Origin of the sequence: Ligilactobacillus salitolerans, assembly GCF_003864415.1 — a bacterium.
Taxonomy (GTDB): Bacteria; Bacillota; Bacilli; order Lactobacillales; family Lactobacillaceae; genus Ligilactobacillus; species Ligilactobacillus salitolerans.
In genome coordinates this window covers 1-21,252 of the sequence record NZ_BFFP01000041.1, presented here as the reverse complement: position 1 = coordinate 21,252, position 21,252 = coordinate 1, and the positions used below count along the sequence as shown (strand labels likewise).

19 protein-coding genes are annotated in these 21,252 nt (G+C 41.4%); 4 read left to right on the top strand and 15 right to left on the bottom strand.

The window, feature by feature from the left end; all coding sequences use genetic code 11:
- A partial coding sequence (locus tag LFYK43_RS10330) for an IS66 family transposase (RefSeq protein ID WP_148095619.1) occupies positions 1–464 on the top strand: 464 nt, incomplete at its 5' end.
- Between the two features lie 217 nt (positions 465–681).
- Here the strand turns inward: LFYK43_RS10330 and LFYK43_RS10325 are convergent.
- The 4 genes from LFYK43_RS10325 to LFYK43_RS10310 form a co-directional block, all read right to left on the bottom strand.
- Positions 682–1,143: a hypothetical protein gene (locus tag LFYK43_RS10325; protein WP_124978009.1), complete on the bottom strand. Its 462-nt coding sequence runs from the start codon at positions 1,141–1,143 to the stop codon at positions 682–684.
- Between the two features lie 14 nt (positions 1,144–1,157).
- A complete protein-coding gene (locus tag LFYK43_RS10320) occupies positions 1,158–2,147 on the bottom strand; it encodes a hypothetical protein (RefSeq protein WP_124978007.1) in 990 nt (329 codons plus the stop codon).
- Positions 2,140–3,030, bottom strand: a complete 891-nt coding sequence (locus LFYK43_RS10315; RefSeq protein ID WP_124978005.1) for an exonuclease SbcC — start codon at positions 3,028–3,030, stop codon at positions 2,140–2,142. The genes LFYK43_RS10320 and LFYK43_RS10315 overlap by 8 nt, the downstream gene beginning before the upstream one ends.
- A gap of 92 nt (positions 3,031–3,122) precedes the next feature.
- A complete protein-coding gene (locus tag LFYK43_RS10310) occupies positions 3,123–4,130 on the bottom strand; it encodes a hypothetical protein (protein ID WP_124978003.1) in 1,008 nt (335 codons plus the stop codon).
- Between the two features lie 330 nt (positions 4,131–4,460).
- On the opposite strand from LFYK43_RS10310, the gene LFYK43_RS10305 reads away from it, so the two are divergent.
- Entirely contained in the window at positions 4,461–4,907 is a 447-nt protein-coding gene (locus LFYK43_RS10305) for an NUDIX domain-containing protein (protein WP_229718016.1), read from the top strand.
- 174 nt (positions 4,908–5,081) lie between these two features.
- Here the strand turns inward: LFYK43_RS10305 and LFYK43_RS10300 are convergent, their stop codons facing one another.
- Positions 5,082–6,251 carry a hydroxymethylglutaryl-CoA synthase gene (locus LFYK43_RS10300; protein ID WP_124978001.1) on the bottom strand — a complete coding sequence of 390 codons (1,170 nt, stop codon included), beginning with the start codon at positions 6,249–6,251 and terminating at the stop codon, positions 5,082–5,084.
- Between the two features lie 251 nt (positions 6,252–6,502).
- Between LFYK43_RS10300 and LFYK43_RS10295 the strand changes: the two genes are divergently transcribed.
- Together LFYK43_RS10295 and yidC are read left to right on the top strand one after the other, a co-directional pair.
- The gene (locus LFYK43_RS10295) at positions 6,503–6,775 is read left to right on the top strand and encodes an acylphosphatase (protein WP_124977999.1); all 273 of its coding nucleotides are present in this window, start codon (positions 6,503–6,505) and stop codon (positions 6,773–6,775) included.
- A gap of 107 nt (positions 6,776–6,882) precedes the next feature.
- Positions 6,883–7,803, top strand: coding sequence for a membrane protein insertase YidC (yidC, locus tag LFYK43_RS10290; RefSeq protein ID WP_124977998.1), 921 nt, complete (start codon positions 6,883–6,885; stop codon positions 7,801–7,803).
- Positions 7,804–7,897: 94 nt separating this feature from the next.
- Here the strand turns inward: yidC and LFYK43_RS10285 are convergent, their stop codons facing one another.
- From LFYK43_RS10285 to LFYK43_RS10240, 10 genes are all read right to left on the bottom strand, one after another.
- Positions 7,898–9,415, bottom strand: coding sequence for a HAMP domain-containing sensor histidine kinase (locus LFYK43_RS10285; RefSeq protein ID WP_124977997.1), 1,518 nt, complete (start codon positions 9,413–9,415; stop codon positions 7,898–7,900).
- Entirely contained in the window at positions 9,415–10,101 is a 687-nt protein-coding gene (locus LFYK43_RS10280; protein WP_124977995.1) for a response regulator transcription factor, read from the bottom strand. The genes LFYK43_RS10285 and LFYK43_RS10280 overlap by 1 nt, the downstream gene beginning before the upstream one ends.
- A 207-nt stretch (positions 10,102–10,308) precedes the next feature.
- Entirely contained in the window at positions 10,309–11,730 is a 1,422-nt protein-coding gene (gene gnd, locus LFYK43_RS10275; protein WP_124977993.1) for an NADP-dependent phosphogluconate dehydrogenase, read from the bottom strand.
- A 122-nt stretch (positions 11,731–11,852) separates the two neighbouring features.
- Positions 11,853–13,100 (bottom strand): ATP-dependent Clp protease ATP-binding subunit ClpX, encoded by a 1,248-nt coding sequence (gene clpX, locus LFYK43_RS10270; protein WP_124977991.1) that lies wholly within the window; start codon positions 13,098–13,100, stop codon positions 11,853–11,855.
- A 156-nt stretch (positions 13,101–13,256) separates the two neighbouring features.
- On the bottom strand, positions 13,257–14,570 hold the full coding sequence (gene tig / locus LFYK43_RS10265; protein WP_124977989.1) for a trigger factor: 1,314 nt from the start codon (positions 14,568–14,570) through the stop codon (positions 13,257–13,259).
- A gap of 358 nt (positions 14,571–14,928) precedes the next feature.
- Positions 14,929–16,116 carry an elongation factor Tu gene (gene tuf, locus LFYK43_RS10260; protein WP_124977987.1) on the bottom strand — a complete coding sequence of 396 codons (1,188 nt, stop codon included), beginning with the start codon at positions 16,114–16,116 and terminating at the stop codon, positions 14,929–14,931.
- A 208-nt stretch (positions 16,117–16,324) separates the two neighbouring features.
- The gene (locus LFYK43_RS10255; protein WP_124977985.1) at positions 16,325–17,239 is read right to left on the bottom strand and encodes a hypothetical protein; all 915 of its coding nucleotides are present in this window, start codon (positions 17,237–17,239) and stop codon (positions 16,325–16,327) included.
- 9 nt (positions 17,240–17,248) lie between these two features.
- Entirely contained in the window at positions 17,249–18,952 is a 1,704-nt protein-coding gene (locus tag LFYK43_RS10250; RefSeq protein WP_124977983.1) for a ribonuclease J, read from the bottom strand.
- A 13-nt stretch (positions 18,953–18,965) separates the two neighbouring features.
- Complete coding sequence (dapA, locus tag LFYK43_RS10245) at positions 18,966–19,844, bottom strand: 4-hydroxy-tetrahydrodipicolinate synthase (protein WP_439957215.1); 879 nt, start codon at positions 19,842–19,844, stop codon at positions 18,966–18,968.
- 20 nt (positions 19,845–19,864) lie between these two features.
- The gene (locus LFYK43_RS10240) at positions 19,865–20,917 is read right to left on the bottom strand and encodes an aspartate-semialdehyde dehydrogenase (RefSeq protein ID WP_124977980.1); all 1,053 of its coding nucleotides are present in this window, start codon (positions 20,915–20,917) and stop codon (positions 19,865–19,867) included.
- Positions 20,918–21,252: the final 335 nt, after the last annotated feature.

Sequence of the window (21,252 nt, the reverse complement as noted above, 5' to 3'; positions counted from 1 at the left end):
AAAAGAAATGGAAAAATCTATCGCCTGAAGCTAGAACGAAAATGCGTGGTCAAAAACTAGCACCATTATTCACTGACTTTTGGCAGTGTTTGTCTGAATTACCAGCTTTACCAAAATCAATGCTGGGCAAAGCAATAAAATATGCTGACGGTCAAAGAGATGCGATCGACAAGTTGTTACAATATGGGGCTTTCGATCTTTCTAACAACACTTGTGAACAAGCGATAAAATCACTGATCATTGACCGGAAAAACTTTTTGTTTAGTACCAGCATAGCTGGCGCAAAAGCTAACGCAATTTGGTTGACATTGATTGAAAGTGCAAAAGCCAACGGCTTGGACCCATCGCAGTACCTTTATAATATTCTGACGGCACTCTCCCAAGCAGATTCGCTATGTGAAGCTGAGCTGAGGCGTTATTTGCCATGGAATCAAACGAAAACGTTAAAAAATGCCGCTGCGTAAGCAGCCTGAAAAAGAGGTGTAAAGTTCATTGCGAACTTTGCACCTCTTTTTCAGCGGAAATCATTCTTGATTTAAACCAGACAGATCGAACTTAGAGACTTAGACGTCTGTTGTGCACTGCTTACGAAACAACTTACGCCCCTGCAAAAAAAGAACCCCCTTTTGTCTGACTCCGTGTCAAAAAGGGGTTCCGATCTTATTTATCACAAAACTTATGTTACTGAAAAATTTCAAAATAACGTTTCTCTATTTCAGCCGCTGAGTATCCAAGATCCCGTACACCTAACTTCAAGACCATTCTCCAAGCATGGAGCAGTGCTGATGTTTGGTGCTTAAAATAAGCATTGTATAGTTGCTGATTTATAATTAAATACAAGCTGTTGAAAGATTTGCTTTGCCACTTCTCTTGCATCTGCTTGATTTCTTCTTGTGTAATTAAAAATCGGTCGATCATATTATGACTGCTAGCAACTAGCAGAAACTTCATAAGAACGTCACAATACTGGTCTAGCACAGCTGATCCAGAACCATTTGCTTTTATCAGCCAAAATTTATTAAATGACAAACTAAGGTCGGCATATAAAGCAGCCGAACGCTCTTTTTCTGAAAAGTCAGCCAACGGGATCACTGGTCGCTCAGTATTCCGACGGGCACAAATGCTCATCTCGTTAATTTTCATAAAATACTTCTTCCTTAATCAAAGTATCTGGGGTCAACTTTGATTTCCAAAATATTTAAATTATTTAGGTACCATTCACGGATAAAATCGTATTGGAACAGCAAGTCAAACCACGACAATTCCTCGTTTTTATCCTTAACATTGATCCCCCATTCATCCTGGCTGCCATCGCCTGAGAGCGTTTCGGGTCCAAATGTCACAACTAGATCAGAAGTTAATTCCAACAAAGCCTCACCATTTACCCCTGCTTCCAACATATAACCTGCCTTAGAAGCAGCCACAAACAACTTGTCCAGCGCTTGAACCGGCATCTCTGGCTTGATGATCCGATAATATGTTGAATTCGACTGATCTAAGATGTTGAAATCAACATCATATCCAAAGTCCTCTTTAAAGAGGCTGGCAATTTTGATCAGCAGCAACGCAAATTTTCTGACAACTGGATACTTAAACTTTTCTTGATAGTTCACAACCAGCAAAGAGGTCACTGCGGCAGCATTGATCCGCAAGATATGTCTAGAAAAATTCAAGTAAAATAGACGATTATTGGTTTGCTTTTCAACATAATAAGCACCATTTTCATTTGCTTGATCAACTTCAAAAACAAAGTACCCTTCCGCATTCAAACCAGGAAATTCGTGGTAGAGCTCATGTTTTTGCTGGCTGGATTGTAAAATTAACTGTTCATTATCGTGCTGCTGTAAAAGCCTGCTTAAAAATATCAAATAAAAGTCAGCTTGACTGTACTGTTGAGGGAAAACCAAAAATGAAGAGTCCAACTGATAATTTATCAGCCTCAAGGTTGCTTCCTCAAGTTCCTGCGGATCATCTGTATTGATCAGTGTATCTAGGAGTTGCGTAAAGCCAATACCATTCTGTAAACTATCCTTGAGTTGATCATTAAAGTGAAGCAACCGTGCAGTCGTACTGATTGCCTTGGCTGTTTCAATATTCGTCGTAGTGCCATCTGGTTGGAAAATAACTGTTTTTTCATCATTATTCATCTGCACTCACCTGCTCTCTAGTAGCAATCAGGTTTGCGATGTAATCACGATATAAAGCGTCATTTTGCTTTTCAAAATTCTCAAAGTTGCCAAATTTAGCTACAATACTCTGCTTTTCATATCCCAGCAAAGTATCCTCTTTTGAGAGTTCCAAAATTCGATTTTCATTTTGTCGGATCTCTTGATAAGCATTGTTTGCATCCTCATCAATATCAGTCAATTGTGATAGACGGTCCACCAGCTGCTGTTTTTCTTCCCGCTGTTTTCCGGCTTCCCAAGGCATAACTTTTTCGGATGAAGTACGCTTGATTTGTTCCCTAAGCTCTGCTTTTTGCTGGTCACGCTCATCCTGTGAATCGATCAATTCTTGCAATTTATCATTTTGTACTGATAATTGCTCGATTTTCGAACTATTTAATCTTTTTTGACTGCTTTCCAATTCGAAAGTTCGTCTTAATTTTTTGTATTCGATTTCATCGAAATTAAATTTTACATTTAAAACATCTAAGTTCCCAAAAAGTCGGCGTCCCCACCAATTTCCGAAGAAGAACTGATACTTTCCCGTACCAACTTCCTCGAAATAGAAAAAAGGATACCTGGAACGCAAAAAAGTAATCAACTTTTCACTAAGAAATGAGCTTAATTCATCTGCCAAGTCTTCAACCAGCATTTCATTACTAGGATCACCCGAAATATGTCGCGCTTGTTGAATTTCTCGCGCATATTTTTCCGAGTTGATCAGTCGATAAACTAGTCGGTCATCCTGCTCTTCAAGTGCACGGTGCAATGTTGCCAGATAATGGCTCTTATTAGCCACCGCCTGAATAACTGTTGCTGTTGCTGTGTCATGGTCTGTCAATTCAAATTCACTTGTGCTCACCACGTATATCACCCCTAATTAGTGATGCAATAGTTGACATCACACTATTTATAGGTATATTGTGACAAAATTTCAGTAATTACGCAAACATTTAACTAAATTTTTAGACAAGAGCTCTCTGATCGCATTCCTAAACGAAGATTTTGCTGCAAACTTTCGATCAGCGGCCTAAAATCAACAATATCCTGAGAACCGGCAGCGTGCCTAATTGCCTGCGCCTTTTCGAAATCATTCCTATTCTGTAGTTCGATTTCGGAAACCACTCTGACCTTCACTCCCGCAGTTGCTGCCTTTTCTAGCAAATACAGCAAGAAAGCACATCTTTCCATCATCGACAACGACTGCGGCGGGACTGTGGGGATCTGTGATCGCCACAGTATTATTCCGCTTAAATTAGGGTGATCGATCCGGTTGAAGATTTCATTGTAATGTTTTAGGATTTTCGCCCTTTCCCCTAATATGTTTTGATTTTTGGCCCTTTTTAACAAGTGATAAAAAGAGAAGCTGCGTCCATCACTCAAGAAGACCAACTTGTGCTTTCCCAGATTCAGACCCAGCCACTTGTCCTGAATTGGACTGGCTTTTTCAAAAGGCCAACTGCTATAAACTCGCGCACGATATTGCTCTCCAAGCTGATAGATATACAGCACAGTAACTTGATTAAAGCAATGTTCCCAAGGACTAGACAATGGGATGGTGCCGAGACTTGGCAGCAAAAGAATACTATTTAAAAGCAAAGCCTCGCCTTTTTGTTTGGGCAGTACACAGCACACGCCTGACTTTGAGATGGATTTATTAAAAAACAGGTCTGATTTACACACTTTTTCTTGCTGGACCCTCCGACAATAATATCTATACTGATATAGTGTACCAATAATCGTTTCCCAAGCGAGTCGACTCAGATGATGATGGCTGCGATTCTGAAACTTTTTCAGTGTCAACAAGCTTTTATCTAGCAGCAACGCCTCTGAATCGCTAGGTTGACTAATTTTTAAAATTTCGCGGACCACATTCTGACTCAAAGAAAAGCAGCGCCTAATTTGTTCGACTTGATCTGGCTGAGGAAAAATTCTGACATCACAAAAATCTGCAATTGATTCCATTTAGGTATCTCCTTTGATTTATTAAGTGCTTTCTTCTATAAATACGCAAATTTAGCCAGATTTTTTCTTGAAATTCAAAAATTTTTCTTGAACTCATTAACCAGGTATGAACTGCATAGCATTTTCGTCAATCGATCAGTATCATTTAAGCCACATATATGCTTGTCCCGTTCCCTAGCTCACACATCTTTTGGGGGAATGTCGCTTGGTAAATAATCCGTCTTCCACCTTGTGCTATAATTGAACGCAAGTCTGGCGAGTTTCCAAATAGCTGTGTGACATTACAAATAAATTCCACGGTAAAAACTGTGCTCAAGGAGTGAAGAGAAAGTGAAAAGAACGACTGAAATTGAACTGACAAACATGTGTATTATCAAAAATGGCAATGCTGTTCTTGTGATGAATAAGACAGACTCTGAGTTTGAAAAAAGCCTGACCTTTCCAGGAGGACACGTGGAGCCTGCTGAATCAATTCAAGACTCCGTGATCCGTGAAGTGAAAGAAGAAACAGGTCTTACCATAGAATCGCCCCAACTAAAAAGCTTTGTAAACTTTGACTTAGGTCAGCAAAATAAGGAACTGATCTTTATTTATGAAGCTGAATACAATGCCAAAATTTTGAAGACCCCAGTAAGACAAACCTATGAAGGAAAAGTTTACTGGATCAGCCAAGAACAGCTCAAGCAGCGTCAAATGAATCAGGTAATTAATGCTGTTTACAGTAGTTGGCTTAAAGGTGAGTCAAAAGAGTTATATTTTAGCGTCCAAGATTCTTAAAATTTAACCGATCTAGTCTTTACCCTGCACAGACATTTATCCGCTTCACTCAACTAATATTTTCTGAATTTTTTAAGTCGGCAGCGTAGCCTCAAAAATTTTTTTAGCTGCAAAAAAAGCACAGAATTCCTGCAATTAAGCGAAATTCTGTGCTTCTTTTCTTTATTACATAGCTTACGATTCACGTTTCAGATATTGTCTCTGGTGATTTTTGACACCAGTGAAAACAAACTTCGCCGGATCATTTTCAAAATCAACTTGCAGATCTGCACCATTTTGCAAACTAGCTTGGTATAAATCCTCATATTCAGCCACAGAAACTTTGTGCCGAGCCGCTAAAAATTGTGCAGTTCCTTGATCTGAGGCAATTTCAGCAAAACCCGGCTGCAAAATTCCCGTAAAAAATTCTCCCTGTGCTCCCGATCCATAACTAAACAAGCCAACCTTATCGCCAACTGAAAGTCGACTGCTGTTTTGCAGCAAGGACAGCAGACTAAGATAAAGTGAACCAGTGTATAAGTTGCCAACGTTACGGTTAAATTCACGGGCTGCTTCAAATTGCTGCAGATAATATTCCGCCTTTTCCGGGGAAACTTCATCTAAAACAGTTCTTAAAGCTTTTAATCCCATCTTAGTGTATGGCAAATGAAAAACTAGGGCAGCAAAATCATTAAGTGTACTCTCATTTTGTTGGCAATATTCCGCAAACAAGCGCTCAAAATATTCTAAGTATACATCAGAAGAATATTTTCCCTGAACCCGCGCCTCGGACAGACCTAACGGACGCCAAAAATCCATAATATTTTGTGCCCGATAAACCGGCTCCTCTTCCAAGGACATGATCTGCGGTGAAGCAGCAAGGAGCAGCGCAATTGCACCGCCTCCTTGGGTTGGCTCCCCAGAAGTCTTCAATCCATAGCGCGCAATGTCAGCACCTAATACCAAGGCCTTTTTGTCAGGATGTGCCCGCAAATAATCACGGGCGATCGCTATGCCGGCTGTGGCGCCATAGCACGCCTGTTTCACCTCAAATGCCCGAATATTTTGCGGCAGGCCTAATAAATCGACCAGATACATTGCTGCAGCTTTGGAATTATCGATCCCCGTTTCAGTTCCAAAAATCACCAAACCAATTTCACCTTTATCGGCGTCCGTTAATATCTTGTCAGCAGCACTGCATGCTAACGTCACGGCATCCTGGGAAGGCGGAATCACAGCCATTTTGCTTTGCCCAAGTCCGACTAAATATTTACCAGGTTCCTCATTTCTCGCAACTGCTAGTTCGCTCATGTCAACATATAAGTGCGATGTCGCAAAACCAATTTTATCGATACCAAACTTCATTGATCGTTAACCTCTGTTTCATTCCATTTATCTTGGCAGAAAACTCATTCAGCAAATTTGCTGCCTCACGCGGTAAAATATTTTTACCATGTAATTATACCCTATTTAAGCTTCAACTAGCAAAATTTGCTGGGCATCTGAAGATCCACCTAGTAATAATGCAAAAGCTGCAGCCGTTGCAAGCGTATGAGTTTAGTGTAAACACCCCCAAACTTGTAGTATAATTACTCTAGAATTAGGAGGTGCCTGAAATGAAAGCAATAAAAATGACAGTCTCCGGAATGGTTCAGGGAGTTGGCTTTAGGTATACGTCAAAAATGTTAGCTGACAAGTTAAACGTAGCCGGGATCGTACGAAACCAAATGGACGGTGATGTTTACATTGAAGCGCAAGGCGACTCTGATAACTTAGCCAAGTTTATCGCAGGTATCAAGGATTCTCCTTCACCAGCAGGACGAGTGACAGATGTTAAGATCTCAGAAATTCCTCTGGGAGATTATACCAAGTTTGATGTAGTATACTAGCTTATGTCCCGTGCAGCAGCTGACGTAGTTTCAAGCGTTGGCTGTTTTTTTAGCAAAATTATGTTATGATATTTCTTGTGATTTTACCAAGATGAAAGGAATTAATCATGAAATTTAAGAAAACAACTAAACTTCTACCGCTTTTCGCAGTGCTAACTCTTTTTCTCAGCGGTTGCGTGCAGAGGACCCGAAGCGGCAAACCATACGGCTGGATCTATGATAATCTAGCCGTACCAACACAGCACGCTTTATTTTGGCTTTCCGAGCAGTTAGGCAACAATCTTGGCTGGGCAATTATTTTGATCACCTTTATCGTCAGATTAGTCCTGATGCCCTTGATGTTAAACCAATCCAGGAAGTCAACGATTCAACAAGAAAAAATGGCCACGATTCAGCCTTATCTGACAGATATTCAGAAGCGTTCAAAAGAAGCTTCTTCCCAGGATGAACAAATGGCGATCAATCAAGAAATGATGGCCCTGTATAAGGATAACAACATTTCGATGACTGGCGGGATCGGCTGCTTGCCGCTTTTGATCCAGATGCCGATTTTTGCAGCTTTATATGCTGCTATTCAGTATTCACCGGAACTTTCCAGCTCATTTTTCTATGGGATCAATCTTGGAGACAGAAGCTTCGCCCTCACAGCCTTAACATTTGTGATCTACGCTGTTCAGGGATATCTTTCATTGATCGGACTAACTGCCCAGCAAAAGAAGCAGATGCAGTCAATGTTACTCATCAGCCCGATCATGACCGCTGGTATCACCTATGTTTCTCCAGCAGGTTTAGGTTTATATTTCTTTGTGGGCGGGATCTTTGCTTGCCTCCAAACACTGATGATTTTATTCATGCGGCCGCGGATCAAAAAACAGGTTGCAGAACAGCTAAAACAAAATCCAATTAAAGCGCCGGCTAAGACGATGCCAACTAATAAAAACACATCTCAGCAGCAAAAAAACGATGTTCAGCAGGAAAGACATGCTAAAAATCGTCAACGCAATGCTGGTAAACAGCATCGAAACTAAACTCAGCTAAAAAAATTCGCCTACAGTTAAAAACTGTGGGCGAATTTTTTTAGTGTTTATTATTGCGGCTGGTGATCTGCCTCTTTGCTGGTCTCTATTTGATCTCCAAAGGAACCGAGATTTTGAAAAGAGAGCCCTGACCTTCCGCACTTTCAACCGTAATTTTACCATGATAGCCTTCAAGCAGCCGTTGCGCGATCGAAAGGCCCAAACCATTACCGCCTTTGTCACGACTACGTGCCTTATCAACCCGATAGAAACGGCCAAAAATTTTCTGAACATCATTTTCCGGAATACCAGTACCGAAATCCTGAACAACTAATTCTGCATAGCGTCCCGTCTTGGAGAGCGCCACATACACTTCTTTTTTGTCCTGTGAATACTTGACCGCATTATCCATTAGGATCACAATGATCTGCTCAAGGTGATTTCGATACATTTTAACCACAGTTTCCTTTTTTAAATCATTGTCCAAAATAAAATGGAAATCAGGATGGATCATCTCGAAGTTCGAAAAGACTTGCATGACAACTGCACGAATATCGCTCTTTTCATTGGAAAAATGAAGGTTAACTTGACCTGCGCGAGAAAGATCCAACATCTCCTGGACCAAACTCTGCATTCTTTCAATTTCTTGTAATGAAGCACTGATCGACTCCGCTAAGACTTGCGGATCATCTTTACCCCAACGGTTTAATAGATCCATGTGTCCCTTGATCACCGCAACAGGAGTTCGTAATTCATGTGAAACATCTTCCACAAATTGCAGCTGCTGCTCGATATAACTCTGCATTTGGTCAAGCATATCATTGAAAAGCTCGCTCAATTCTGAAAGCTCATCGTGTTGCGTTAACGGCTGGACCCGTACAGTCTGCAAGGCCTTTTCTTCATCTCCTTGGCTCAATTTACGCATCGCTTCATTCAAAGCCTCGATTGGGCGTAATAGCCAAGAAGATAGTCCTAAGGACAAAAGGATGATCGCAAAACATGCCGTCAACCCAAAGACAACAAAAATTAAGATCAACTGTCCGCGTGTTCGATCATAGTCTTTCAACGTGTTGGTTACTTGGACATAACCGATGACAGAATGGGTAGACTTCGACCGGACTGGGCGGCTGGCGACAAAAACGTGGTTGTGCCCATTATAAACTACAGTGTCTTTATTTGACCCGCTTTTTCTAAAGTGGTAAGGCACGTTGCGTGAAGCAAACACCAAATCACCCGAAAGATCATACACACTGACAGCCAAGTTCTTACGTGCCAGCGAAGTAAAGGTTGAATCAGCATATGGAGCCGGAACATTCCGTCCATTCGCTTCATGCGGCGGCGCAACATCGTAGCTCAGTATCTTTTTTACATGACTAATATCAAGTTCAGAATCCTGCACTTCCAAACGCTCTGAAGCAGTTGAGATCGCATTATAAGAGTAATTTTTCTCTTGGCGCAACAAAATGCTCGAAAAGCTTTGAAATAAAAGGACAGCAAAGATGCCAAAGATCACTAAGACACCCAATCCCATTGCAATCGACCATTTTGTTTTTAGGGATATAAAACGTTTGAGAGCTTTTGGCGCCTTTGGTTCTTTGCCGTTAGCAGCATTATTTGTTGACATTAAGAACGCATGACATAACCAGTTCCACGCACCGTTTGAATATAACTATCCTCACCCGGCCGGTCGATTTTATTACGCAGATATCTGATATAAACGTCAACAACATTAGTCTCGATCTGGGATTCATAGCCCCAAACTTTCTTAAGCAGAACATCACGTGCTAAAACAACGTTCACATTCTCCATTAATGCTAAAAGCAGCTCATATTCACGTTTAGTTAGTTCAATGATCTCATCGCCGCGCCGAACAACACGATTTTCTTTTTCAATCGTCAAATCACGGTAGGTCACCGTAGTTTGTTTAGAGGAGTTTTGTTCGCTTTCTAAATCAATTCGACGCAATAAGGCACGCAATCGTGCCAATAATTCTTCGATAGCGAAAGGCTTAACAATATAATCATCTGCACCATGATCAAGGCCAGAAACTCGGTCGATCACTGAATCGCGGGCAGTCATCATAATGATTGGTGTGTTCTTGACCTGTCGCACCCGACGGCAGACTTCTAAGCCATTTAATTCAGGCAACATCAAATCTAACAGGATCGCATCCCAATCTTCCTGTAAAGCCAAATCAAGGCCTTCACGCCCATTCTTGCAGACTTTGGTGGTATAGCCTTCATGTTGCAGTTCTAATTCAACAAATCGAGAAAGATTTAACTCATCTTCCACAATCAAAATATTACTCATTCGATCGCACTCTCCTAATCTGGTTTCCAGATTTTATTTTGTAATTTTCCAATTCTTTACCAATGCAATTTTAACATTTTATCAGACAAATTTACACAACTATCTTAAAGATACGTTGTAAATATCAGTTGGCATAATTAAGCTTCTCCCAGCGTCAAAAAGAACCTAGCCGCTATATTTGGCAACTAGGTTCTTTGTAAACTTTAATTATTCTTCATGATACCATTCATAATGAAAGATTCCTTCACGATCATTACGTTCATAGGTATGTGCGCCAAAGTAATCACGCTGAGCCTGAATGATGTTAGCCGGCAGTGTCTCTGCCCGGTATTGATCATAGTAGGTGATCGCACTGGTGAAACCAGGAGAGGCAACTCCAGCCTGGACGGCTAAGGCAGCAACGTCACGGACAGCACCTTGATAATTCTCGGCAATATCTTTGAAGTAAGGATCTAGAACTAGATTTTTTAGAGTTGGCTGAGCTTCAAATGCTTCAGTAATTTTTTGCAAGAATTGAGCTCGAATAATACAACCCTCGCGCCAAATTTTAGCTAAATCGCCAAATTTCAAATCCCAGTCGTAATGCTCAGAGGCAACCCGTAATTGCTCAAATCCCTGCGCATAACTCATGATTTTACTGAAATACAAAGCTTTACGAATTTTTTCAATGTATGCTTTTTTATCCAGTTTAGAAGAATCAAATGCAGGCCCATGTAAAGACTGGCTGGCAGTAACCCGTTCATCTTTGAGAGCAGAAATATAACGAGCATATACAGACTCAGTGATCAATGATTGGGGAACACCTAGTTCAAGTGCACTCTGAGAGCTCCACTTACCTGTTCCTTTATTACCTGCCCGATCCAAAATTTTGTCAACGATTGGTTCACCAGAACCCAAGTCATCTTTACGAGTCAAAATATCCGCTGTGATATCGATCAGATAACTGCTCAGTTCGCCTTGTTTCCATTCGTTAAACGTTTCTGAGATCTCTTCAGATGACATATTTAAAACATTGCGCATCAAGTTGTAGCTTTCGGCAATCAACTCCATATCACCATATTCGATCCCATTGTGGACCATCTTAACATAATGACCAGCACCATCTGGTCCGATATAAGTCACGCATGGTTCACCATCTTTAGCCTTAGCAGCGATTTGTTCTAAGATCGGTCCGACAAGATCATAAGCCTCTTTTTGTCCGCCTGGCATCAAAGAAGGACCTTCAAGGGCACCCTTTTCTCCGCCGGAAACACCCATCCCGATAAAGTTGATCCCAGAATCTTCTAGGCTTTTATTTCGTCTGATAGTTTCCTCAAAGAAAGTATTGCCGCCATCGATCAAAACGTCGCCCTTCTCAAGAAAAGGAAGCAGCTGCTTGATCGTTGCATCTGTGGGCTGGCCGGCCTTAACCATCAAGATAATTCTGCGAGGTGTCTGCAAAGATGCAGCAAAATCCTCAATCGTGTAACTTGGTACTAAATTTTTATCTGGGTGGTCTGCAACAGTTTTCTCCGTCTTAGCAGCTGTCCGGTTGAAAATAGCAACGGAATAGCCGCGGCTTTCAATATTTAAAGCCAGGTTCTTACCCATGACAGCCATGCCGATCACACCAATTTGCGGTTTATTCATTAGTTAGCCCTCCTGCTTAATCTGAAATTACATCATTTTAATGATAGCAAAATTTAAAAGCGAAATAAAGCCCATGTTTGAGCCAAAAACATACGGCCCGTCAGAAACGGACCGCTGTTTTGCTAGGATGCTTTAGCATCCTTCTTTTTAATTTTGGGCTTTTCCGTACCGCTAACAGTATTCTTGGTGATTTTAACCTTCTGAATATCATCATGGCTTGGAATATCAAACATGATATCTCTCATTGTTGCTTCGATGATCGAACGCAGTCCACGTGCACCGGTGTTCCGCTCAATTGCCATGTGTGCAATTTCTTGCAAAGCATCTGGCTGGAAACTCAATTCAACTTGATCCAGTTCAAGCAGTTTCTTATATTGCTTGACCAAAGCATTCTTAGGCTCGGTCAAAATACGCATCAAGTCTGCTTCATCCAGTTTTTCCAGAGCAGTCAAGATCGGCAAACGGCCAATAAACTCTGGTATCAAACCAAACTTCAACAAGTCTTCCGGGATGATTTGCTGCATCAAACTCTTGTTTTCGTCAAAGTTCTGATGAGAATTGACCCCGAAACCAATCGTTTTGTCGCCTAGCCGGTTCTTAACCATCGTTTCGATACCGTCAAACGCCCCACCGACGATGAACAAGATGTTCGTTGTATCAATTTGAATAAATTCCTGCTGCGGATGTTTTCTGCCCCCCTGCGGCGGAACATTGGCAGTTGTGCCTTCCAAAATTTTGAGCAGCGCCTGCTGAACACCCTCACCGGAAACATCACGTGTGATTGAAACATTCTCACTCTTTTTCGCGATCTTGTCGATCTCATCGATATATACAATACCGTGTTCTGCACGATCTACATCATAATCGGCATTTTGCAAAAGCTTCAGCAAGATATTTTCAACGTCTTCACCAACATAACCAGCTTCTGTCAGAGTTGTGGCATCAGCAATGGCAAATGGTACATTCAAAATTTTAGCTAGGTTCTGCGCCAGAAAAGTCTTTCCTGACCCAGTTGGTCCAACTAAACAAATATTACTCTTCTGAAGTTCTGTTTCATCATCTTGTGCGTCAAGCAGGGAGTTAACCCGCTTATAATGATTATAAACAGCAACCGCCAAAGTCCTTTTGGCTTCCGACTGACCAATTACATAGTCATCCAGCAACGAAACGATTTCGCGTGGAGTCGGCACTTCACCTAGATCACTTTTTGCCTCAGATTTGGATTCTTCGGCGATGATCGACTGAGCTAAAGCCACACATTCATTACAAATGTAGACACCTGGCCCAGAAATCATACTCTTGACCTGATTTTCTGACTTGCCGCAAAAGGAGCAAGTTACAGGTCCATTATCGTCCATATTTTCGTACATTCAAAATCACCCTTGTTTAATAATTATGCTCATTCTATCAAAACCAGATTAAAAAGGCGAATAGTTGGCCTGACTGATAATTTTCTGTCTGGGCCATATAGTCAAAAAATCACGGCATTCCAACAAGGTCACCGTGATTTTTTCTACTAATTGAAATTATTTCTCGTCTTTTTCGTCTGCTTTACGTGTTTGTTTAGCAGAATCGGCGATTTCATCAACAACTTTGCGAATAGCAATGTCATGTTGCAGCATATCATCAGAAAGAGCTGAACGAACAGCATCTTCTTCTAAGCCGTACTGACCAGCCAAGTCTGAGATTTCTGCCTGAACTTCTTCATCAGAAGCCTTGATATCTTCTGCTTTGACAATTGCTTCTAAGACCAAGTTAGTCTTAACCCGGCGTTCTGCACCTTCCTCAAAACGTTTATGCAAATCGTCTTCGCTTGAACCAGTCAATTGATAGTACATTTCTTCGCTGATCCCTTGTTGCTGCATATTAGACATAAACTGATCAATTTGACGATGAACATCTGAATCGATCATTGCTGCAGGGATCTCACCGATTTTAGCATTATCAACTGCCAAACCAACAGCTTCGTCTTCGATAGCATTCTTAGCTTCGTTAACTTTCTTTTCCTTGAGGTCTTCTTTGATCTTAGCCTTAAGTTCTTCTAAAGTATCAACGTCTTCGTCAACATCTTTAGCAAACTCATCATCAAGTTCAGGTAATTCCTTAGCCTTAACTTCATGGATCTTAGTAGCAAAGACAGCTTCTTTGCCAGCCAGATCTTCAGCTTGATAATCTTCTGGGAATGTGACCTTAACATCAACATCCTCACCAGCCTTGTGATCGATCAATTGATCTTCGAAGCCTGGAATAAACTGACCAGAACCAAGTTCCAAGGAATAGTTGTCTGCTGAGCCGCCGTCAAATGCAACACCATCAACGGTACCCTTATAATCGATAACTACTGTGTCGCCCTTAGCAGCAGGTTCGTCTTCTTTTAAGACAAGTTCTGCTTGTTGTTGACGCTTATCTTCCAGAGCTTTTTCAACGTCAGCCTTCAATACACGCGTTGGATGAGGAGTAACTTCGAGCTCCTTGTATTGACCTAATTCAACTTCAGGTTCAACAGTGACTTTAGCAGTCAAAACCCAAGCGGCATCTTTTTCCATCGATTCAACATCAATTTCAGGCTGATCAACGGGTTTAATTTCACTTTCTTCAACGGCACGTGAATATTCCTCTGGCAAGATTGCATTTAAAGCATCTTGGTATAAGGATTCTTCACCATACATTTTATTGAAAATTTGACGCGGAACCTTCCCCTTACGGAAACCAGGAACATTCAAAGATTTCTTAACACGGTTAAAGGCTGTGTCCAATCCTGCTTTAATTTTTTCAGGCTGAATTTCAAAGGTAAGTTTACCGTTGTTTGTGCCTTCTTCTTTTTCCCATTTTGCAGACATTATTTTCCCTCCGAGCAAATAAGTTTGTATAATTCATGAACTGCATACTAAATTAGTGTAACCTACAAACGCTGAAATGTAAATATTTCAGACTGAAAACTCATTAAAACTCTGCTAAATTTTGCTATTTTTCCCATCAAAGCTCAATTGTGCAGTTTTACATAATCATTTAGTCAAGTGAAAATTATTTTTTTGCTTCTCAATGTTCAGTTTTTCGGTGCACAACAATTCTCTTTAGCCTCCAGACCTGCTAGACCAATCTTAGAAAAAATGGCTATTTTTTTAACTATCTGCTTAATTTCATTTCAAACAAAAAAGAGCTCGAGCATAGCCCGAACCCTTCTTTGAAATGTTGGTCTTAATCGTCAATTTCAGAAACGACACCGGCACCAACAGTACGGCCACCTTCACGAACAGTGAATTTAAGACCTTTTTCGATAGCAACTGGTGAGATCAATTCAACAGTAAATGTTACGTTATCACCAGGCATAACCATTTCAACACCTTCTGGCAATTCAATCACACCTGTAACATCAGTTGTGTGGAAGTAGAATTGTGGACGGTAGTTTGAGAAGAATGGTGTATGACGTCCGCCTTCTTCTTTAGAAAGGACGTAAACTTCACCCTTGAACTTCTTGTGTGTTTGGATCGAACCTGGTTGTGCCAAAACTTGGCCACGAACAACTTGGTCACGATCAACACCACGCAACAAAGCACCAACGTTATCGCCGGCTTCACCAAGATCAAGTGTCTTACGGAACATTTCAACACCTGTAACTGTTGTCTTTTGGATTTCATCCTTCAAACCAACAATTTCAACTTCGTCGCCGACTTTAACTGTACCACGATCGATACGGCCAGAAGCAACTGTACCACGACCTGTAATTGTGAAGACATCTTCAACAGGCATCAAGAATGGCTTGTCTGTAGGACGATCTGGTGTAGGAATGTAATCGTCAACGATATCAAGTAATTCTTCGATGTGTTTCTGTTCTTCTGCATCACCTTGTAATGCTTTAAGGGCAGAACCACGAACAACAGGAATATCGTCGCCAGGGAAGTCATATTCGCTCAAAAGATCGCGAACTTCCATTTCAACCAAGTCAAGCAATTCATCATCATCAACAAGATCAGTCTTGTTCAAGAAGACAACGATGTATTCAACACCAACCTGACGAGCCAACAAGATATGTTCACGAGTCTGAGGCATTGGGCCATCAGTTGCGGCAACAACCAAGATAGCACCATCCATCTGAGCAGCACCAGTGATCATGTTCTTAACGTAATCGGCATGTCCTGGGGCATCAATATGAGCATAATGGCGTTTTTCAGTCTCATATTCAATATGGGAAGTATTGATTGTGATACCACGTTCTTGTTCTTCAGGAGCAGCATCGATTGATGCATAATCCTGGAACTGTGCCAAGCCTTTCTCAGATAAAACTTTTGTGATCGCAGCAGTTAAAGTTGATTTACCATGGTCAACGTGTCCAATAGTACCAATGTTAACATGCGGCTTTGTTCTTTCGTAATGTTCTTTTGCCATTAATACGAACCTCCTGTGATTTTACAAAGAAAACCCGCAATAATTTGCCGATAATCCTTTGATTTTAATTATACTACTTCTTCTAGCGATTTCCAAGCGCGAACAAACACTGAAAACAAACATAGAGAAGAATCCTTGAATTATTATATAGATACAAAATCTGTTTGTAAATACTAAAAAACGAAAAATAACAAAATTATTTGATTTTTCATCTTTTTTGGTCAGGGCGCATCTCCAACACGCTTGCTTCTAACTGACCGGCTAGAGTTTGAAAACGTTGATCCAAGTTCTTACTTTCCTGATCATTCAACAAAATATGGTACCAAACTTCAGGTTGCTGATAAATCACCTCAAATTGAGGATAAAGCAGCATCAATTTGAGCGTCAGCTCATTTAAAAGCTGCTGGGATTCCTGTGGTGAACGAGTATTGTCCTCGATTTGAACAGTGTATTCTTTGAAAAGCCTGGTTTCCTCTAATGCTTGCAGATCACCAGGTACCAATGAGATTTGCTTGCCGATAAAAGGCTGGTACATGATTTCATCTGCCCAATCAAGGCAGCGCAGGTCATTCAAAAGTGAAGAACGGACCAAGGGATGCACATTGGGATCTTTCACAGCTAAACAAGCACCTTCAACAAAATCACCTTTCTGCAATTGTTCCGCTTCCTTAACAATTGCACGCTGCTCTATAGGTGAAACAGCCGCAAGATAGTCAAAGCGCCTTTTTAAAGCAGAAATCTCCTGCTGCTTAGTTCGGTAAAAGTTCTCCATCTCACCAGCAAGTCGTCCATAAAACAAGCGGCTTTCTTCCGGTTTTAAATATGCCTTAATTTGAACTAAAATTTTTTCGACCCACATTCCTTTTCGAGCACAAACAGCCACGTGGATCAAATCAGAAAAGCGAGCATTTTCAGTCAAATAGCTGGTTAAAAACTCCTGACCAACAGTGAACGCCTCGCCATATTTTCCCTGGCCAGCTAAAGCCTGGACTAAGAGATAATTGTTGCGGGCTGTCTTTTTTTGCAGATAGAGCTTGCTTAAGATGTCAAACGCAACGACGTAATTATGCTCAGTTAACGCTTCTTCTGCTTTTTGCTGCATTCTCTTTAATGCTTCTGCCATTGACTGTACCTATTTGGCGGGAGCCGAGTTTTTCTTCTTATAGTGCCGCCGTTGATTGACTTCCATGATGATCGGCAAGATCACTGGATGACGATGAGTCTGTTCGTAGAGAAAATGATTCAGATTTTCACGAATATCCTGCTTCAAACTGCTCCAGTCGAACTCTTTGTTATCTAAATTTTTTTGCACGACCTTAGTCACGATCTCCGCACTTTCGGACATCAAATCACGGCTGGTTTTAACAAAAACGAAACCGCGCGAAGTAATTTTTGGTGTATCAATGATTTTGTGCTTTTTACGGTCAATGGTGACAACTGCAATAAAGATCCCATCATCTGAGAGCACCTTGCGATCACGTAAAACAATGTTGCCAATGTCTCCGATCCCGCTGCCATCGATCATCGTGTTGCCTGCTTCGATCGACGAACCTAAAATCATCTTGTTCTTGGTGTATTCTAGAACATCGCCTTTTTTCAGCAGAAAAATATTTTGCGGTTCGATCCCCACCTGCTCAGCGCACTCGGCATGAGCTACCATTAGACGGTATTCACCTTGAATTGGCACAAGATACTTCGGTTGTAATAAATTGATCATCAGCTGCAAATCGCGCTTGCTGGCATGGCCTGAAGAATTAAACTCGTCAGAGATCGCTTTAACTTCGGCACCAGCCCGATAAATCATATCTCGTGTTTTAGCAACCTTAGTATCCATCGCATGCGACGGTGTCGTCGTAATAAATGCTAGGTCGCCTTCGGTCAAGTCGATGCCTTTATACTTACCGGTTGCCATTCGATAAAGAGACTTCAGAGGCTCGCCTGAACGGCCTGTTTCTAACACGATCAGCTGCTCTGGACGATATTTGCTCATGTTAGCTGGCTTGATCAGAAGGTCTTTTTTCGGCAAATGCAATTTTTTCATTTTGAGCGCCGTATTGACCACTTTTTCCGCATCAAATCCTGTTAGAGTCACCTTGCGGTCATTGGCTGCTGCAGCATCTAATACCTGCTGGACCCGCATTAAATTAGAGGCGACACAAGCAACGATCACTCGTCCTTTGTGATATTCAAATGTTTCGCTAATTAGATCTGCAATTACATGTTCATCAACATTTTCAGTTGGGTTCTCTGCATTAGCAGAATCACTCAACAAAGCCAAAACGCCCTCTTTACCGATCTCAGCTAATCTGCCAAAATCAGTGCGGTAGTTCTCACTGGCAGTTTGATCGAACTTAAAATCTCCAGTATAAACAATATTTCCTTTAAATGTTTTAACAACGACCCCCAATGATTCAGGAACCGAATGAGTGGTACTGAAGAAAGAAATGGTTGCATTATCAAAATCGATCTCGGTCTCAGCGTTTACTACGTGAAAATCATTAAATTTCTTAGCACCGTCTTCATTCTCACAAGCAATTTTTGCCAAGGCGATCGTGATTTCAGAACCAAACACAGGTACATTGAACTCACTCACGAAATATGGCAAAGCACCTATCGCATCAGCATGAGCATGTGTCAAGAAGACACCCACGATTTTCTCAGAATTTTGACGCAGATACTCAAAATCAGGGATCACTGTATCGATCCCAAGTAATTCAGTTTCAGGATATTTCAATCCACAATCTAGAATAAAAATTTCGTCTCTGACTTCCACGACGTACATGTTTTTTCCATTTTCACGCACACCGCCCAGGGCAGAGATTTTAATATCACTCATTTTTTCACCTCACTTAATATTTTTGTTCAACTATCTTAACTAATGTTTGCTGCTGCACCGTATTGGCTGGTAAAATTGGCAGCCTTGGCTGACCGACGAGGATGCCCCGCAGATTTAGCAGCGCTTTAACCGGTGCCGGAGAAGGTAGACTAAATAAAGCTGCAATTTTTGGAGTCAACCTGCGCATGATCTGACCAGCATCTTTGATTTCACCTGCATCCACTTTATCATACATCTGTGCGATTTGCTCTCCCAGAAGATGGCTGGCCACAGAAATAATGCCAGCACCGCCTATGGTTTTTACAACTAATGCATCCTCATCTTCGCCAGAATATACTAGAAAATCTGCAGGAGAATTTTCAATTAACAACGAGAGATCATTTGCGCCAGTACAATTTTTGATCCCAACAATATTAGGATGTTCTGCTAATTTTAAGACTGTCTCAACTTCCATCTTGACCCCTGTTCTGCCAGGAATATTATAAATGATGATCGGAAACTTGCTTGCATCAGCCACCGCTGTAAAATGGGCGATCATTCCCGCTTGATCAGGCTTGTTATAGTAAGGAACAACCACTAAAAGTGCTGCTATCCCAGAAAAAGCTGCAAGTTCCTGTACATTTTCGATAGATGCTTTGGTGCTGTTAGAACCTGCACCAACAATCACTGGGACCCTCTTGTTAACAAGAGCCAGCGTGTGTTTGACCATAAACATTTTCTCTTCATTGGTCAAATTAGGCCCTTCTCCAGTTGTCCCGTTGATCAAAATACCTTGAGTTCCATGATCAAGCAGGTACTCCAATAGGGTCTGCAAAGACTCCGGATCAACTCGATCATCAGAAGTAAAAGGTGTCACCATCGCAGTTATGATCTGTGCTTGCTTTAAAGTTATCCCCATACCACTTCCGCCTTTCATTTTTGCGGCACACGCACTAGGTCCATCTGGTCCAAATACTCTGCAATTTGAACCGAATTCCAAGCAGCGCCCTTTAATAAGTTATCGGAAACACAGTACAAATGAAATGCATTTTTTTGTTCTTCATCTGCACGAACACGCCCAACAAAAGTCTCCTTCTTGCCAGCAGCGTTAACTGCTTGCGGGAAGACTTGGTGCGCTGGATCATCTTCTAAGACCACACCAGGTGCCTGTGCTAAAAGCTCTTGTAATTTCGCTGCGGTTGCCCCATCTTTTTCTAGTTCAAACCAGACCGACTCTGAATGTGCAACAGCAACGGGAACACGAACACAAGTCGCGGTGACTTGCAGATCTTCGTTAGCCATGATCTTTTTGGTCTCATGGATCATCTTCCATTCCTCATGCGTATAGCCGTTTTCTTCAAAGACATCAATTTGAGCTAAGGGATTAAAAGCAATTTGATAATGCTTCTGATCACCGGATACAGGCAAGACCTGCGGAGTATAATCCTTGCCAGCTAAAATAGCTGCAGTTTCGTCATTTAATTCCTGAATCGCGCGGTTACCGGCGCCAGACACAGCTTGCATAGTTGTGACGATCACCTTTTTTAACCCAAATTTTTTCCGTAGAGGTTCAAGTGCCACTACCATTTGAATAGTGGAACAGTTAGGATTAGCGATCAAACCGTGATGCTGATACAAGTCGGCCGGATTGACCTCTGGTACTACTAAAGGTACTGCAGGATCCATGCGAAAGGCACTCGTATTATCGATCACAACAGCTCCTCGTTTAACTGCTTCTGGTGCTAATTGTTTTGAGACACCACCGCCAGCAGAAAACAAAGCCAAATCGATGCCTTCAAAAGCCGACGGTTTGGCTTCTTGGACCTGCAAGTCTTTGTCTTTGAACCGTAAAACTTTTCCTGCAGATCTGCTTGAAGCCAATAATTTAACACTTTTAATCGGTAGGGAGGTCTCTTCCAGCATTTTGATCATTCGACCTCCAACTGCACCGGTAGCTCCTACAATTGCAATATTATATCCAGTCACAAGTGTCCCCTCTTCTCTAGTCTTTTAAAGTAACATTATAGCACACTTGTGTCCAACTCGATTTTAAATCCGGCAAAAAGTAAGTGGCCGTTTTTAGTTGGTCACTTTCCTTCTCCCGATTTTGGACGAATTCTGACTAAATGATTGTGAATTAAAAAATTTACTTCTAATCTTCTTGTTTGTATCCTTATCTAGGTAATTTAACTTGTTTTAGACTGTTTCTTTTCTTTGTTGGGAGTGGGGCTTGAGAGCTCTCAAGCCCCACTCCCAACAAAGACTTTATGCCATGTATCTCTTACCGTTAAATTCAACCTTACCAGCTTTCACCCCAACAT

Excerpts from the sequence above, each read along its gene's own strand:
- tig (WP_124977989.1), bottom strand. The coding sequence starts at position 14,570 with ATGTCTGCAAAATGGGAAAAAGAAGAAGGCACAAACAACGGTAAACTT.
- LFYK43_RS10255 (WP_124977985.1), bottom strand. The coding sequence starts at position 17,239 with ATGGCAGAAGCATTAAAGAGAATGCAGCAAAAAGCAGAAGAAGCGTTA.
- LFYK43_RS10280 (WP_124977995.1), bottom strand. The coding sequence starts at position 10,101 with ATGAGTAATATTTTGATTGTGGAAGATGAGTTAAATCTTTCTCGATTT.
- tuf (WP_124977987.1), bottom strand. The coding sequence starts at position 16,116 with ATGGCAAAAGAACATTACGAAAGAACAAAGCCGCATGTTAACATTGGT.
- LFYK43_RS10310 (WP_124978003.1), bottom strand. The coding sequence starts at position 4,130 with ATGGAATCAATTGCAGATTTTTGTGATGTCAGAATTTTTCCTCAGCCA.
- LFYK43_RS10320 (WP_124978007.1), bottom strand. The coding sequence starts at position 2,147 with ATGAATAATGATGAAAAAACAGTTATTTTCCAACCAGATGGCACTACG.
- LFYK43_RS10325 (WP_124978009.1), bottom strand. The coding sequence starts at position 1,143 with ATGAAAATTAACGAGATGAGCATTTGTGCCCGTCGGAATACTGAGCGA.
- yidC (WP_124977998.1), top strand. The coding sequence starts at position 6,883 with ATGAAATTTAAGAAAACAACTAAACTTCTACCGCTTTTCGCAGTGCTA.
- gnd (WP_124977993.1), bottom strand. The coding sequence starts at position 11,730 with ATGAATAAACCGCAAATTGGTGTGATCGGCATGGCTGTCATGGGTAAG.
- clpX (WP_124977991.1), bottom strand. The coding sequence starts at position 13,100 with ATGTACGAAAATATGGACGATAATGGACCTGTAACTTGCTCCTTTTGC.
- LFYK43_RS10295 (WP_124977999.1), top strand. The coding sequence starts at position 6,503 with ATGAAAGCAATAAAAATGACAGTCTCCGGAATGGTTCAGGGAGTTGGC.
- LFYK43_RS10250 (WP_124977983.1), bottom strand. The coding sequence starts at position 18,952 with ATGAGTGATATTAAAATCTCTGCCCTGGGCGGTGTGCGTGAAAATGGA.
- LFYK43_RS10300 (WP_124978001.1), bottom strand. The coding sequence starts at position 6,251 with ATGAAGTTTGGTATCGATAAAATTGGTTTTGCGACATCGCACTTATAT.
- LFYK43_RS10285 (WP_124977997.1), bottom strand. The coding sequence starts at position 9,415 with ATGTCAACAAATAATGCTGCTAACGGCAAAGAACCAAAGGCGCCAAAA.